9 protein-coding genes and 1 riboswitch are annotated in these 15,026 nt (G+C 65.0%); of the genes, 4 read left to right on the top strand and 5 right to left on the bottom strand.

Going from position 1 to position 15,026, the window contains the following annotated elements:
* Positions 1 to 26 precede the first annotated feature (26 nt).
* Genes CK627_RS21360 through CK627_RS21350 form a run of 3 tightly spaced genes read right to left on the bottom strand, consistent with a single transcriptional unit; the run spans position 27 to position 2,070 of the window.
* Positions 27 to 1,235: a hypothetical protein gene (locus tag CK627_RS21360; protein ID WP_095593338.1), complete on the bottom strand. Its 1,209-nt coding sequence runs from the start codon at positions 1,233 to 1,235 to the stop codon at positions 27 to 29.
* A gap of 6 nt (positions 1,236 to 1,241) precedes the next feature.
* The gene (locus tag CK627_RS21355; protein WP_005304071.1) at positions 1,242 to 1,451 is read right to left on the bottom strand and encodes a helix-turn-helix domain-containing protein; all 210 of its coding nucleotides are present in this window, start codon (positions 1,449 to 1,451) and stop codon (positions 1,242 to 1,244) included.
* A 7-nt stretch (positions 1,452 to 1,458) separates the two neighbouring features.
* A complete protein-coding gene (locus CK627_RS21350; protein WP_042009128.1) occupies positions 1,459 to 2,070 on the bottom strand; it encodes a DUF2975 domain-containing protein in 612 nt (203 codons plus the stop codon).
* A gap of 219 nt (positions 2,071 to 2,289) precedes the next feature.
* Here CK627_RS21350 and CK627_RS21345 point away from each other — a divergent pair, with 219 nt between their 5' ends.
* The 4 genes from CK627_RS21345 (at position 2,290) to CK627_RS21330 (ending at position 13,217) form a co-directional block, all read left to right on the top strand.
* Complete coding sequence (locus tag CK627_RS21345) at positions 2,290 to 5,790, top strand: hybrid sensor histidine kinase/response regulator (protein ID WP_095593337.1); 3,501 nt, start codon at positions 2,290 to 2,292, stop codon at positions 5,788 to 5,790.
* Between the two features lie 174 nt (positions 5,791 to 5,964).
* Positions 5,965 to 6,052, top strand: a riboswitch (cyclic di-GMP riboswitch).
* Positions 6,053 to 6,162: 110 nt separating this feature from the next.
* Positions 6,163 to 8,772 (top strand): glycosyl hydrolase family 18 protein, encoded by a 2,610-nt coding sequence (locus CK627_RS21340; RefSeq protein WP_095593336.1) that lies wholly within the window; start codon positions 6,163 to 6,165, stop codon positions 8,770 to 8,772.
* Between the two features lie 68 nt (positions 8,773 to 8,840).
* Positions 8,841 to 11,219, top strand: a complete 2,379-nt coding sequence (locus CK627_RS21335) for a M66 family metalloprotease (protein ID WP_095593335.1) — start codon at positions 8,841 to 8,843, stop codon at positions 11,217 to 11,219.
* A 75-nt stretch (positions 11,220 to 11,294) separates the two neighbouring features.
* Positions 11,295 to 13,217, top strand: coding sequence for a glycoside hydrolase family 19 protein (locus CK627_RS21330; protein ID WP_167385398.1), 1,923 nt, complete (start codon positions 11,295 to 11,297; stop codon positions 13,215 to 13,217).
* A 59-nt stretch (positions 13,218 to 13,276) separates the two neighbouring features.
* Here CK627_RS21330 and CK627_RS21325 read toward each other — a convergent pair whose 3' ends face one another.
* Positions 13,277 to 14,077 carry a putative RNA methyltransferase gene (locus tag CK627_RS21325; protein ID WP_010634908.1) on the bottom strand — a complete coding sequence of 267 codons (801 nt, stop codon included), beginning with the start codon at positions 14,075 to 14,077 and terminating at the stop codon, positions 13,277 to 13,279.
* A 126-nt stretch (positions 14,078 to 14,203) separates the two neighbouring features.
* Complete coding sequence (crp, locus tag CK627_RS21320; protein ID WP_005304048.1) at positions 14,204 to 14,842, bottom strand: cAMP-activated global transcriptional regulator CRP; 639 nt, start codon at positions 14,840 to 14,842, stop codon at positions 14,204 to 14,206.
* Positions 14,843 to 15,026: the final 184 nt, after the last annotated feature.

Genomic DNA, 15,026 nt, shown 5'->3' with positions numbered 1-15,026 from the left:
TCCCTTTTTCGTTGCGGCGTGCGGCGTTACCGCGCTTCGCCAAGATAGTGGCGGCTCAGACGGCGCCAGGTATCCGAGCCTATGGTGCCAGCAAGCAGCTCATTGGATGCGGTATCAAAGCGACCATCCGCCAGCCAGCCCAGCTGAGGCAGCAGCCGGGCCAGGGTGGCGTCATTGTGTTGCAGCTCCCTGTCCAAGGTTTCCCAGAAGGCGCTCCCCTTGACGTAAAAGAGCGGGTAGTAGGAGCGATCCCCTGCCATCACCTCGCAGGCCGCCCGATAGAGGCCGCTCTCGCCATGGGGCAACTGCTTGCCTCGTTCGGCCAGCTCGTTGACCGCCGTGACCTGATGCAGCCGAAAGCGGCGCAGCGCCTTGATGGCAAGGTACTCGGCAAGGCTCTCGTTGACCCAGGTGGGCTGTGGCGCGGTGCTGAGGATGTGCACCGCCTCGTGGGCGGAAGTGCGCAGCAGACGCAGTGGCGCCAGTGGCGTAGGCTTGCCATCCCTGGTGGGGTAGTTGGCGACAAACACCTGATCCCCGGCGGCGCCGCCGAGGGAGCGGGTCGCCACATCCCGTCCCAGCCACACCAGCCGCCACGGCTGAGTGGGCGGGGTGACATCGAGCTGGAAGGCCAGATAGTCGATGATCTCGTTCAGTTGTTGCTGCAGGGCCGGCAGATCGAGCTGATTGGCCGTCTCGTCATGGCTGAGCAGCAGCCTGGGATCCCGTTCGGTGACGGGCACTGTGGCCAGACCAAATGGCAGGATCAGCGGCGGCTGATTGAGGTCCGGCAGCGGCTGGCAACTGCCGTCCGGCAGACAGACTTCCCCTTGGCGACTCCCTCGCTGGCGCACCAGATTGCCCCATTCGGTCAATAGCCACCGATTGGGGGCAAACAGCAGCGATGCCTGGGCCGAGGCATCGGCCCCCAGGGCTGGCGCCGGAGTGAGGGTTACCTGCCAGCCGACCTCTTGGCAGGAGAAGGGCTGGTTGAGGGCCACCGGCTGGCTGTCTGCAAGACAGACCAGCTTGGGTGAAATCGGCGCGGTGCTGCCCGGCAACTGACGAGCGGGGAGCAGGGTAAAAGGGGGATTGCCCTGCATCGTGAGGCGTACCTGCAACTCATTGGCACGGCTGCCCTGCTCGACAAGGTAGCGAGGGCCGCTGGTACCATCGGCGGCGCAGGCCCACAGCGGCAGCAACCACAGGGCACACAGGGTGAGATGGCGACTCATAGGGGATCAACGCTCCTCCTCGAAGGCCAGCAGATCCCCGGGCTGGCAGCCCAGTTCGCGGCAGATCGCCTCCAGGGTGGAGAAGCGAACCGCCTTGGCATGGCCGTTTTTCAGGATGGAGAGGTTGGCCTCTGTGATGTTGACCCGCAGGGCCAGCTCGCGGGCGGTCATCTTGCGTTCGGCCAGCAGGGCATCGAGTCGGATGATGATGGGCATAGGATCCTCACACCGTCAGTTGTTGTTCATCGGCCAGCAGTTTGGCCTCGCGCATCACCAGGGCCAGTGCCGAGACGATCAACCCGGCCAGCAGCAGCTGGAAGTCCGACGAGCTGATGTTGATCTTGCCGTGCAGCTCGGGTCCCGGCAGGGTGAGCACTATGTCCAGCAGCGGCGTCGTGCCGATCTTGGTGACGAAGCTGACGCAGAGCAGCAGGCCGATCCACTGGTAGCGACGGATCTGGCTGAAGGTGAACAGCATGGCCTGCCGGTAGCCGCGAAACAGCTGGAGCAGCTGCCACAGCATCAGCATGAACACCAGATCCGGCAGCAGCATCACCAGGGTGCCCAGCAGGCGGGTTCCCAAAGTGAGGGGATAGTCGGCAACGGCGGGCTGGGTGCTGGCCTGCGGGAGCGACTCCGTGGTCAGGGGCACCTTGCCGAGCACCGAACTCTCTTCCACATTCAGCGCTTCTTGCAGCTCCTGCTGCAGGTAGTCGCTGCCGCCGATCAGGTGTGACCAGACCCCCATGACCGTCAGGACGGGGGTGGCCAGCAGGGTAGCCAGCAGGATCCATTCGATCAGGCTGCTCATGCGTTCGAGCTTGTTGTGTTTCATCGCTTACCTCTTTGAGTGAAAGGGTGGGCCACGCGTAGCGCCGAGTTATCGTTTATCAATAAACACAGACAGATGTTTATCGTTTTTCGATATTTATTCAACCGTTTTTTATTGAAAAACGATAAATTCTCGTCGCAATAAGGAGATGACATTTTCCGGGCAGCTCTCTAGACTGGCTGCTGCTGCGCTTGAATCTTCAACACGGACAAGAGGTTACAGATGCACCAGGGATGGTTGCTGATCGGATTGTCGCTCTCCTATCTGGGGCTGCTGTTTCTGATCGCCTACGTGGCGGACAAGAACAAACGGCGTCGCCTCCAGGGCCAGCCCCTGCTCTACAGCCTGTCGCTGGCGGTCTACTGCACCTCCTGGACCTTCTTCGGCACGGTGGGCCAGGCCAGCGAGTCGCCCTGGTCGCCCGTGCCCATCTACCTGGGCCCCATGCTGGTGTTTCTGTTCGGCTGGCGCTTGCTGGCTCGCCTCATCCTGGTGGCCAAGCGCGAGCACATCACCTCCATCGCCGACTTCATCGCCGCCCGTTACGGCAAGTCCCAGCGCCTGGCCATGGTGATCGCGCTGATCGCCATCATGGGCATACTTCCGTACCTGGTGCTGCAGCTCAAAGCCATCGTCACCGGGCTGGATCTGCTGATGGCCAACCCTGTGCCCGCCGGCCCCACCGGCAATACCGCCGGGCTGGCCCTCGGGGTGGCCCTGCTGCTGGCCCTGTTCAGCATACTGTTCGGCACCCGCCACCTGGATGCCACCGAGCACCACAGGGGCATGGTGGTGGCCATCGCCTTCGAATCCGTGGTCAAGCTGCTCGCCTTCATGGCGGTGGGGAGCTTCGCGCTCTGGCTCATCCTCAGCAAGCCGAGCCAGGCCCGCACCCTGGTGGCCAGCGATTTTCTCGATGCGGTGGTGGCGGTAACGCCGGGCAGCCTGCTGGAGCTCGCCATCTACACCCTGGTGGCCATGTGCGCCGTCATCTGCCTGCCGCGCCAGTTTCACGTGACCGTGGTGGAGAACAACCAGGGCCAGGATCTGCATTGGGCGCGCTGGTTGTTCCCGCTCTACCTGTTCATGATGGGGCTCTTCATCTGGCCGTTGGCGCTGGCGGGCAAGCAGTGGGTGGGGGCCGGCATGGCCTCGGATACCTATGTGATCAGCCTGCCCATGTCGCTCGGGTTCGACGGCATGGCGCTGCTGGCGTTTCTCGGCGGCACCTCGGCGGCCACCGGCATGGTGATCGTCTGCACCATAGCGCTGGCCATCATGGTCAGCAACGATCTGGTGCTGCCGGTGCTGCTGCGCCGCTTCTGGCAGCAGGGGCGGGACGAGCGGCTGGTGCGCCTGCTGCTGCAGGTGCGCCGCGGCGCCATCCTGCTGATCCTGCTGGCGGCCTGGGGGCTCTACCTCTGGCTCGGCGATCTCACCAGCCTGTCGCGCATCGGTTATCTGTCGTTCGGTGCCGTGGCCCAGTTCGCGCCGGCCCTGCTGCTCGGCCTCTACTGGCGGCACGGCAACCGCAAGGGGGTCTATCTCGGCCTCGCCCTCGGGGTCAGCCTCTGGTTCGCCACCCTGCTGGCGGAGAGCGGCCTGCTGGCCGGCTCGCCGCTGGCCGCCCTATTGGCGCCGCCCGACTGGCCCGCGGTACGCGACCTGAGCTTGGGGGCCTGGTGCATCTTCCTGAGCCTGTTGCTCAACCTTGCCGGCTATGTGGCGGGCTCCCTGCTCTCCCGCCCGGCGGTGAGCGAGCGGCTGCAGGCGGCCAACTTCGTCGGCAAGCCGAGCCGCGACACCACGGCGCTCTATCAGGCACGGGTCTCGGTCAAGGAGCTGGAAATGCTGGCGGCCCGCTTCGTCGGTTCGAGCCGGGTCAAGCGCGCCTTCGGCCGCTTCGCCGGCGAGCGGGGCGGCACCCTGGCGCCCCAGATGCAGGCCTCCGCCGAGCTCATCGCCCACACCGAGCGGCTGCTGGCCGGGGTGTTCGGCACCTCGTCCGCGCGGCTGGTGCTGGCCTCGGCCCTGCAGGGGCGCAACATGCAATTGGAAGAGATCGCCACCATAGTGGACGAGGCCTCCGACGTGTTTCGCTTCAACCGCGGCCTGCTGCAGGGTGCCATCGAGCACATGGGGCAGGGGATCTCGGTGGTGGACCGGGAGCTCAAGCTGGTGGCCTGGAACCGGCGTTACATCGAGCTGTTCCACTATCCCCCCGGCCTCATCCAGGTGGGCCGCCCCATCGAGGAGATCATCCGTTACAACGCCCAGCAGGGGCTGTGCGGCCCCGGCGATGTGGAGGCCCAGGTGGCGCGGCGGGTTGCCTTCATGCAGCGGGGCAGCCAGCACATCTCGGCCCGCGAGCGCCCCGATGGCCGGGTGATCGAGATGCAGGGCAACCCCATGCCGGCGGGCGGCTTCGTGATGACCTTTACCGACATCACCCCGTTTCGCGACGCCGAGCGGGTGCTGCGCGAGGCCAACGAACACCTGGAGGCGCGGGTGGCCGAGCGCACCCACGAGCTTTCCGAGCTCAACCGCCAATTGCTGCTGGTGAACCAGCAGGTGGAGCGGGCCAACCACTCCAAGAGCCGCTTCCTGGCGGCGGTGAGCCACGATCTGACCCAGCCCCTCAACGCCGCCAAGCTGTTCACCTCCTCCCTGCTGGAGATGCTGCCGCCGGCGGACGAGCCGGCCCGCATCGCCCGCCACATCGACGATGCGCTGGGGGCGACCGAGGATCTCATCACCGATCTGCTCGACATCTCGCGCCTCGAGGCGGGCAAGTTCAAGGCCAAGAAGCTGGATTTTGCCCTGCGCGACGTGTTCGACAACCTCAAGGCGGAGTTCGGGGTGCTGGCCCAGGCGGGGGAGATCCAGTTCTCGGTGGTGGAGAGCAGCCTTGCGGTCTACAGCGACGTGCGCCTGCTGCGGCGGGTGCTGCAAAACTTCCTCACCAACGCCTTTCGCTACAACCCGGGGGGGCGGGTGCTGCTCGGCTGTCGCCGGCTCGGCGACAAGGTGCGCATCGAGGTGTGGGACAACGGCCCCGGCATTCCGGCCGACAAGCAGGAGGCGATCTTCGACGAGTTCTCCCGCCTCGATCACTCCCGCACCGCGCGGGAGCAGGGGCTGGGGCTCGGCCTTGCCATCGCTCGCGGCATCGCCCTGGTGCTCGGCCACAACCTGACCCTGCGCAGCTGGCCGGGGGCGGGCTCGGTGTTTGCCGTCACCCTCAACCTGGCGACCCGTCCTGTCGCAACGACGCAGGTGGCGGCCCCCGCCCAGCGCGACAGCCAACTGGAGGGGATCCGGGTGCTCTGCATCGACAACGAGAGCGATATCCTGATCGCCATGCAGTCACTGCTGGGGCGCTGGGGCTGCGAGGTGGTGTGCGCCCAGAGCCAGGCCCAGGCAGAGGATCTCATCGCCGGCGGCTTCCTGCCGCAGCTGGTGCTCTCCGATTACCATCTGGACGACGGCAAGACCGGATTGCAGGCGCTGCACATGCTGCGTCTGGCCCACGGCAACCATATCGGCGGCATCATCATCAGCGCGGATCGCAAGAGCGAGCTGCAGGCACAGATCCGCGAACACGGCTACGGCTACATCAGCAAACCGGTCAAACCCCTCAAGCTGCGGGCGCTGATGAACAGCATCTTGCGGCCGGCCAAACTTGATGGTGATCACGAATCCGGGAATTCGTCCGATTTTTAATCGGCAGCCCCCAAGTGGCAAGATCGGCACTTTCCGACCCGGAAATGTGCCTTTTCTTCTCGTTTGAGGCTCAAAATCGGTAAAAAGTGACTTATTAATAATCAATCAGGGGTTTGCCCTCTCTCCTTTGACTCCCTTATAGTCAGGTCGCGATTATTTTTATCGCAAATCAAGTTGTGCAAAAGGCAAACCGGACGAAAGTCCGGGACGCAAAGCTTCCGGTCTAAGGGTCAGCGGTACCTAGGATAGCGGGGCCACCACAGGTTGTTTCGTCCATGGGCCAAGCCATGGTGCGATGTTGTCTGCGTTACCTGTCAGGTTGCGTTGCCTTTTTCGTTATCTATTCCAAGAACGAAATAAGGATATTCAACTATGTTAAGTCCAAAACCCTCCGTACTGGCACTGATCGTCGGGGGGCTCTGCGCCTCCTCCGCCTTCGCTGCCGCCCCCGGCAAACCCACCATCGGCTGGGGCGAAACCAAGTTCGCCATCGTCGAAGTGGACCAGGCCGCCACCTCCTACAACAAGCTGGTGACGGTTCACAAGGATGGTGCCCCGGTCAGCGTGAGCTGGAACCTCTGGTCCGGTGATGTCGGCCAGACCGCCAAGGTGCTGCTCGACGGCAAGGAGGTGTGGTCCGGCGCCGCCTCCGCCTCCGGCACCGCCAACTTCAAGGTCACCCAGGGGGGCCGCTACCAGATGCAGGTGGCCCTGTGCAACGCCGACGGCTGCACCCTCTCCGACAAGAAAGAGATCCTGGTGGCCGACACCGACGGCAGCCACCTGTTGCCGCTCAAGGCGCCGCTCAAGGAGAACAACAAGCCCTACGTCAACAAGACCGGCAAGGTGATGGGGGCCTACTACGTGGAGTGGGGGGTCTATGGTCGCAAGTTCACCGTGGACAAGATCCCGGCCCAGAACCTGACCCACATCCTCTACGGCTTCACCCCGATCTGCGGTGGCAACGGCATCAACGACAGCCTCAAAGAGATCTCCGGCAGCTTCGAGGCGCTGCAGCGCTCCTGTGCCGGCCGCGAGGACTTCAAGGTCTCCATCCACGATCCCTGGGCCGCCATCCAGATGGGGCAGGGCAACCTCACAGCCTATGACGAACCCTACAAGGGCAACTTCGGCAACCTGATGGCGCTCAAGAAGGCCTATCCGGACCTGAAGATCCTCCCCTCCATCGGTGGCTGGACCCTCTCCGATCCCTTCTTCTTCTTCGGTGACAAGGCCAAACGCGACACCTTCGTCGGGTCGGTGAAGGAGTTCCTGCAGACCTGGAAATTCTTCGACGGGGTGGATATCGACTGGGAATTCCCGGGTGGCCTCGGGGCCAACCCCAACCTCGGCAGTCCCTCCGATGGCGAGACCTACGTGCTGCTGATGAAGGAGCTGCGCGCCATGCTCGACGAGCTGAGCGCAGAGACGGGCCGCACCTATGAGCTCACCTCCGCCATCAGTGCCGGCGGCGACAAGATTGCCAAGGTGGACTATCGCGCCGCCCAGCAATACATGAATCACATCTTCCTGATGAGCTACGACTTCAACGGCGCCTGGACCAACACCGGGCTGGGTCACCAGACCGCGCTCTACGAGTCGAGCTGGGATCCCAACACCAAGTACACCACCGACAAGGGGGTCAAGGCGCTGCTGGGTCAGGGCGTCGAGCCCGGCAAGGTGGTGGTGGGGGCCGCCATGTATGGCCGCGGCTGGACCGGCGTCAGCGGGTATCAGGGCAACAACCCCTTCACCGGCACCGCCACCGGCCCGATTGCGGGCACCGAGGCGGAAGGGATCTGGGAGAAGGGGGTCATCGACTACCGCGGCATCGCCAAGGGCAAGATGGCCGGCGACTGGCAGTACAGCTATGACGAAGTGGCCGAGGCACCGTCCGTGTTCAAGGCTTCCACCGGCGAGCTCATCACCTTCGATGACGAGCGCTCGGTCAAGGCCAAGGGGCAGTACGTGCTGGCCAACCAGCTCGGCGGCATGTTCGCCTGGGAAATCGACGCCGACAACGGCGACATTCTCAACGCCATGCACGAGGGGCTGGGCCACGGTGATAGCACACCGCCGGTCAACAAGCCGCCGGTGGCCAATGCCGGCAGCGATCTCGCGGTGACCGGCCCGGCCGAGCTGGTGCTGGACGGTTCCTCCTCCCGCGATCCGGAAGGGGCGGTACTGAGCTACAGCTGGGCCCAGATCTCCGGTCCCAAGGCGACCCTGAGCGACGCCACCCAGGCCAAGGCCAAGGTAGCCGTCGATGCGGTGAGCCAGGACGTCAATCTGGTGTTCGAGCTGACCGTGACCGATGACCACAACCTCAGCGCCAAGGATCAGGTAGTGGTGACCAACAAGGCGCCACAGCCCAACCTGCCGCCGGTCGTTACCGTGCAGGACAAGGTCTCGGTGCAGGCCGGCAAGCAGGTGAGCATCACCGCCAACGCCAGCGATCCCAACGGCGACACCCTGAGCTATCAGTGGAGCGTGCCGGCCGGGCTCACCGCCAGCGGTCAGAACAGCAAGACCCTGGTAGTGACCGGCCCCAGCGTCACCGTGGAGTCCGGTTATGACCTCACCGTCACCGTGACCGACGGCGCACTGGATGCACAGGCCGCTACCCGCCTCACCGTGACCCCGGTCAGCGGTGGTGGCGACTGCAACGCCACCGATCCGGATGCCGCCAACTGGCCGGCCTGGAAGGCCGCGACCACCTACAACGGTGGCGAGAAGGTGAGCCACAACCAGCTGGTATGGCAGGCCAAATACTGGACCCAGGGCAATGAGCCGAGCCGCAGCGCCGATCAGTGGAAGCTGATAAGCCAGGTGCAGCTGGGTTGGGATGCCAATGTTGCCTACAACGCAGGTGACGTGACCAGCCACAACGGTCGCCAGTGGAAGGCCCAGTACTGGACCCGCGGCAACGAGCCAGGCAAGCACGACGTCTGGCAGGACATCGGCGCCGCCAGCTGCAAGTAATTCACCATCCACAGGGGCATGCAGGACATGCCCCTCCTTTTCCCCCATAACAACAAAAGAGCACCACCATGACCACATGCACCACACGTCTTGCCTGCCTGATCGGCGCAGCCCTGGCAAGCGGCCCGCTGCTGGCCGCCGTTCAGCCACCCACGCCACTGGTCTTTGACACCACCCGGCCGCAGAACGATCTGCAGGGATCGCTGCAGGCCGGGGTCCAGTTTGCCCAGAGCCAAATCCTGCCCGCCCATCCGCGGGAGGGTGACAACCAGCCCCGTCTCACCGCCCTGCGCAAGAGCCTGCTGCTGGTGCGCCCGCTGCAGACCGGCAACGAGGCGCCGCTGGCGCTCGAGGCCCGCGACGGCGCCGGCAAGCTGCTCGGCAGCCTCACGCTGGAGCCGCCTTCCCGCCTGCCCAAGACCGCCTACTACCTGGAAGGAACGCCGGAGGAGGGGGTCGACTTCACCCCGGGCCCCGGCACCAGTACCGTCATCAACAGCAGCAGCGAGCTGGCCAGGCTGAGCGATCCGAGCGGCGCCTTCCTGCTCGGCAAGTTGCAGCCCCATGCCCTGGTCACCATCCAGACCGCCGACGGCCGCTGGGTGCGCGACATCTTCTTGCCCCGCGATGCAAGCCTGGAGGGCAAGATGGTGCGCCTCGCCTCCAATGCCGGCTACAACTCCACCGTCTACTTCAGCGGCCGTCAGGTGACCCTCTCCCGCGGCCAGAGCCAGCAGTTCAAGTTCGTGCGCGGCCAGTGGATCCGCGATGGCGAGCTGGAAAACAACGGCATCACCTATGCGAGCGACGCCTGGAGCGCCGTGCTGCCGGCCGAGTGGATCATGCCCGGCCTCACCCTGCGCCTGAGCCAGGGGGATCTGAGCGGTGAGCTGACCGACCTCAAGGTGGGGGCGCCGGGGGAGCTGCTCATTCACACCATCGACATCGGCATGCTGACCAGCCCGCGCGACCAGTTCGCCTTTGCCAAAGACAAAGAGGCCCAGCGGGAGTATTTCCAGACCATTCCCGCCAGTCGCCTCGTCGTCAGCCAGTATGCGCCGCTGGCGCTGCCGGAAGTGATGCTGCCCGATGGCACCCTGCTCACCGACTTTGATCCGAGCGAGGGGGGCTGGCACAGCGGCACCATGCGCCAGCGCATCGGCAAGGAGCTCATCTCCCTTGGCATCGACAACGCCAACTACGGTATCAACAGCACCGCCGGGGAGGGGGAGAGCAGCCACCCCTACGTGGTGGCCCAGCTGGCGGCCCACAACAGCCGCGGCAAGTACGCCAACGGGGTGCAGGTGCATGGCGGCTCCGGCGGGGGCGGCATCGTCACCCTGGACGCCTCCCTTGGCAACGAGTTCAGCCACGAGGTGGGCCACAACTACGGTCTCGGCCACTACGTGGGCGGCTTTGCCGGCTCGGTGCACCGCAGCGCCGACCAGATCAACGCCACCTGGGGCTGGGATGGCGACAAGAACCGCTTCATCCCCAACTTTTTTGCGAGCCGCAGCGGCCAGAGCGCCTGCCTCGACGGCCAGTGCCAGGCCCCGTTTGACGGCCGCAAGTTCGGCTTCGACGCCATGGCCGGCGGCGAGCCGCTCTCCGGCTTCAACCGCTTCACCCTCTACACTCCCAACTCGGCCGCCATCATCCAGCGCTTCCTCGAGAGCAAGGCGGTGTTCGACGCCAGCTCACCTACCGGTTTCAGCAAGTGGAACGAAAGCCAGGCGAAGATGGAGCCCTACCGCCACCGGGTCACTCTCGCCGAGCAGATCACCGCGCCGGTGAGTGACCTGGGTGAGGTCAGGCTGGCCGCCCTGCTGGCCGAGTACGATCTGGTCAAGGTGGCCATGTGGGATGGCAACTGGACCCGCAACATCCAGCTGCCGGCGGCCTCGGCGGTCAATCGCGGCCGCATCGTCAGCATCGACCACAATGCCGGCTACAACAGCACCCTCTTCATCAACGGCCAGCAGATCACCGTCTCGCGTGGCTTCAAAAAGAGCTACACCTCCGACGGCAGCCGCTGGAACGAGGGGGCGCCGGCGGATCTGGCGGTAGATCGCAAGCCTGGCGCCTTCGGCGTGCCGGTGACCACCCTGATCGGCTACTACGACCCGCAGGGTCAGCTGCCGAGCTACCTCTACCCGGCGCTGCACGGCGCCTACGGCTTTGCCTATGGCGATGACGGCGAGCGGCTCGGCAACAGCGACTGCCAGCTGCAGGTGGAGACCCGCGACGGCCTGCTGCGCTTCAAGCTGGCCAACCACAGGCTGAACGCCAGCGTGATGAACAAGTTCCACGTCAACGTGCCGACCGCGAGCGAGCCGCGCAGCGCCAGCGTGCTGTGCCGCAACCAGTCACAGGCCGAGGCCCAGCTTGCGTCTGCGCCGGCCGGGCTCGGCTACACGGTCAACGGCATGCCGCTGGCGACGCGCTGATCCCTTTTCGCCTCGCGCAACGCGAGGTGCCACGGGCGGGGGCCAAGCCCCGCCCTTCTCTAGCAAGAGGTAAATATGATGACAAGAAAGTCCTCTGTGGCCACCCTGCTGGCCGCGCTCTGTCTGAGCAGCCAGTTGTGGGCCGCCACCCCTTATGACATCAATCAGGGCTATGCCGGCGGCAGCCAGGTCAGCTTCAACGGCCAGATCTACGAGGCCAAGTGGTATGCCAATCCGGGCCAGAGCCCGGGGCTGCAGGTCGCCAACGAGTGGGATTCGCCGTGGGCGCTGATGGGGGAGGGTGAGGTGACGCCCCCCGGCGGCGGAGAGGGGGTAACTCCACCTGAGCAGGGCGGCAGCGGTACCGCCGACGGCAGCCCCGTCTACCTGAGCCAGAGCGAACTGGATGCCAGGGAGCAGGCGCTCACCGACTTCCCGGCCATGACGGCAGTCAAGGCCTCCATCGCCACCCGTGACAACGCCGTGGTCGAGGCGGTGGCCCCCGGTCTGCCGCTCAACCCCGCCAACGTCAAACGGGTGGAGGGGTTGCTCAGCGAATCGCAGTTCAACTTCCTGTTCCCGCTGCGGGCGCCGGAGTACACCTATCGCGGCTTCCTGCAGGCGGTGGCCAAGTTCCCGGCCTTCTGTGGCGACTACAGCGACGGGCGCAACGCCGAGGCCATCTGCCGCAAGTCGCTGGCCACCATGTTCGCCCACTTCGCCCAGGAGACCGGCGGCCACGAGAACTGGCGACCCGAGCCCGAGTGGCGCCAGGGCCTGGTGTGGGTGCGCGAGATGGGCTGGACCGAGCAGATGCGCGGCGGCTACAACGCCGAGTGCAACCCCGAGGTGTGGCAGGGTCAGCAGTGGCCGTGCGGCAAGTTCGACAACGGCGAGTTCAAGAGCTACTTCGGTCGCGGTGCCAAGCAGCTGTCGTACAACTACAACTACGGCCCCTTCTCCGAGGCCATGTTTGGCACTGTGCGCACCCTGCTGGACAACCCGGAGAAAGTGGCGGACACCTGGCTCAACCTGGCCAGCGCCGTCTTCTTCTTCGTCTATCCGCAGCCGCCCAAGCCATCCATGTTGCACGTGGTCGACGGCACCTGGCAGCCCAATGCCCACGACCGGCAGAACGGCCTGGTGCCGGGCTTCGGGGTGACCACCCAGATCATCAACGGCGGGGTAGAGTGTGGCGGTGCGGCCGAGCATGCCCAGTCCCAGAACCGGATCACCTACTACCAGGCTCAGGCCCAGTATTTGGGGGTGCCGGTGCCCGCCGACGAGGTACTCGGCTGCAAGAACATGAAGGTGTTCGACGAGGCCGGAGCCGGCGCCCTGCCCATCTACTGGGAGAACGACTGGAGCTATGTGCCGGGCAACCCCAACGGCGGCAAGAGCTACGCCTGCAAGCTGGTGGGCTATCAGACCCGTTTCAGCGCCTTCAAGGAGCGTGACTACAGCCGCTGCGTGCAGCACTTCTTCCCCGAGGTGGTGATCGAGGACAACGGCGGTGGCACCAACCTGCCGCCGGTGGCCAGCATCAGCGGCCCGAGCGAGGCGCTGGGCGGTGCCACCGTGCTGCTCTCCGGCCAGGGCTCGAGCGATCCGGAAGGCAAGCCCCTCAGCTACGCCTGGACCCTGCCGGCCGGGGCCAGCGCCTCGGATCTGACCCAGTCCACCCTGAGTGCCACCCTGCCGCCGACCCCGGCCAGCGACACCCGCTACGGCTTCGTGCTCAAGGTGACCGACGACAAGGGGCTGAGCCGCAGCGCCACCCACGAGATCCTGATCAAGGGCAGCGGCGGTACCACGCCGCCGGATGGTAACCCGCCCTATAAGGAGGGCACTGCCTACAAAGCCGGTGACAAGGTGAGCAATCTGGGCGGCAACTACCAGTGCAAGCCCCATCCCTACACCGGTTGGTGTGCCGGTGCGGCCTGGGCCTATGAGCCCGGCAAGGGCACGGCCTGGAGCGATGCCTGGATCAAGCTGTAACGGCATCTCCGCGCAATAAAAAAGGCCCGTCAGGGCCTTTTTTCATGGGATGAATGCGTTCACAGCGGCTTTTGCCACAGGCTCAGCAGCAGATCCTGCTCCAGCGCGTCCGGCCCCTGGTGGGTGAAGGCGTGACGCTGCTCGCCGCTGGCCCGCCAGCCGAGGCGGCTGGTCTCCAGAATGTGCTCGCGCAGGCCCTGATCCATCTGCATGCTGAACTGGCAGCGCAGCTGACCCATGGGGTCGAGGCCGGCCAGGCTCGGCCAGCTCAGCGGGTGTTCCATGCTGACCGGGTTGAGGCTGACCCTCAACTGCCACTGATGGCGCGGCCCCGGTTGCAGGTAGAGCAGGTAGCCGCCCGGTGCCAGCCAGTTGACCAGCAGCTCGGTCTTGACCTTGAGATCGTTGACCAGCAACAGCTGGGCCGTGCCCGGCATGATGGGGGCGCGGGCCGGATCGGCGATGACGAACTGGCCTTCCGGCTGCGCCTTGTTGGCGGCGAAGATGGTGTTCTTGGCGATGTCGACGCCGGCAAACTGCCAGCCCGGCAGCCGTTCGGCCAGGGCGCGGCAGTAGTAGCCTTCGCCGCAGCCCAGGTGGATCAGCTCGCGCGGTTCGAGGGGGGAGAGCAGGCTGGCCATCGCCTCGACCAGCGGCAGCTGGTGGCCCTGTTCCAGGAAGTGGCGCTTGGCGCGCATCAGGGCGCGGCTGTCGCTGTCCTTGGGATTCTTCTTGCCGGGGATGAGATCCAGATAGCCTTCCGGGGCGGGATCGAAGTGGTGCTTGTTGGCGCAGTAGCGCCCCTTGGAGGCGTCATGCAGCTGAAGGGGGCTGCGGCAAATGGGGCATTGAAGGTGCATAGGATCTCTCTTGGCGAAAGCCGTGCTGGCAGGGGCGTTCGGGATTATAGGGGAGGCGATCAGAAAAGGCTGCCGTGGCAGCCTTCTTTATCCGGCGGCCCAGTGCGGGGCCGCCAGTAGCGGGGATCAGCGGGTGCCGAACACCACTATGGTCTTGCCGTGGGCGGAGATCAGCTCCTGCTCTTCGAGCATCTTGAGGATCCGGCCGACGGTCTCGCGGGAGCAGCCGACGATCTGGCCGATCTCCTGACGGGTGATCTTGATCTGCATGCCGTCCGGGTGTGTCATGGCATCCGGCTGTTTGGCCAGGTTCAGCAGGGTCTGGGCGATCCGGCCGGTCACGTCCAGGAAGGCGAGGTTGCCGACCTTCTGGCTGGTGTGCTGCAGCCGCTTGGCCATCTGGCCGGAGAGGCGCATCAGGATTTCCGGGTTGACCTGGATCAGCTGGCGGAACTTCTTGTAGGAGATCTCGGCCACTTCGCAGGAGCCTTTGGCACGCACCCAGGCGGAACGCTCGGGATTCTCGTTCTCCTCGAACATACCCATCTCGCCCAGGAAGTCGCCCTGGTTCAGATAGGAGAGGATCATCTCCTTGCCTTCATCGTCCTTGATCAAGACGGCCACAGTGCCCTTGACGATGTAGTAGAGGGTTTCCGCCTTCTCACCCGCGTGGATCAGGGTGCTCTTGGCGGGATACTTATGAATGTGGCAGTGCGACAAGAACCATTCCAGGGTGGGATCGCTTTGCGGTTTGCCAATGACCATGAGAATTCCTCTGTAGTGTCTTTTTATGGACTCGTGCGTCCGGGCAAGCTGCCAACCTTGCCATTCCTTGTATTAGTCGCAGTAGGATAAGAGCCTTTGTCTGTGCTGACAAGGCTTTGAGGGCTTTTGCCAGCTCCCCTTGCAACCCCTGCTGCGCTCCGTTCGCCATTGTAAGGAAGCTGGG

The sequence above is a fragment of the Aeromonas dhakensis genome (genome assembly GCF_002285935.1).
GTDB classification, from domain to species: domain Bacteria; phylum Pseudomonadota; class Gammaproteobacteria; order Enterobacterales; family Aeromonadaceae; genus Aeromonas; species Aeromonas dhakensis.
The sequence above is the reverse complement of the archived record's forward strand: the minus strand, read 5'-3'. Positions and strand labels throughout refer to the sequence as shown.

Excerpts from the sequence above, each read along its gene's own strand:
- CK627_RS21335 (WP_095593335.1), top strand. The coding sequence starts at position 8,841 with ATGACCACATGCACCACACGTCTTGCCTGCCTGATCGGCGCAGCCCTG.
- CK627_RS21345 (WP_095593337.1), top strand. The coding sequence starts at position 2,290 with ATGCACCAGGGATGGTTGCTGATCGGATTGTCGCTCTCCTATCTGGGG.
- CK627_RS21360 (WP_095593338.1), bottom strand. The coding sequence starts at position 1,235 with ATGAGTCGCCATCTCACCCTGTGTGCCCTGTGGTTGCTGCCGCTGTGG.
- crp (WP_005304048.1), bottom strand. The coding sequence starts at position 14,842 with ATGGTCATTGGCAAACCGCAAAGCGATCCCACCCTGGAATGGTTCTTG.
- CK627_RS21325 (WP_010634908.1), bottom strand. The coding sequence starts at position 14,077 with ATGCACCTTCAATGCCCCATTTGCCGCAGCCCCCTTCAGCTGCATGAC.
- CK627_RS21355 (WP_005304071.1), bottom strand. The coding sequence starts at position 1,451 with ATGCCCATCATCATCCGACTCGATGCCCTGCTGGCCGAACGCAAGATG.
- CK627_RS21350 (WP_042009128.1), bottom strand. The coding sequence starts at position 2,070 with ATGAAACACAACAAGCTCGAACGCATGAGCAGCCTGATCGAATGGATC.
- CK627_RS21340 (WP_095593336.1), top strand. The coding sequence starts at position 6,163 with ATGTTAAGTCCAAAACCCTCCGTACTGGCACTGATCGTCGGGGGGCTC.
- CK627_RS21330 (WP_167385398.1), top strand. The coding sequence starts at position 11,295 with ATGATGACAAGAAAGTCCTCTGTGGCCACCCTGCTGGCCGCGCTCTGT.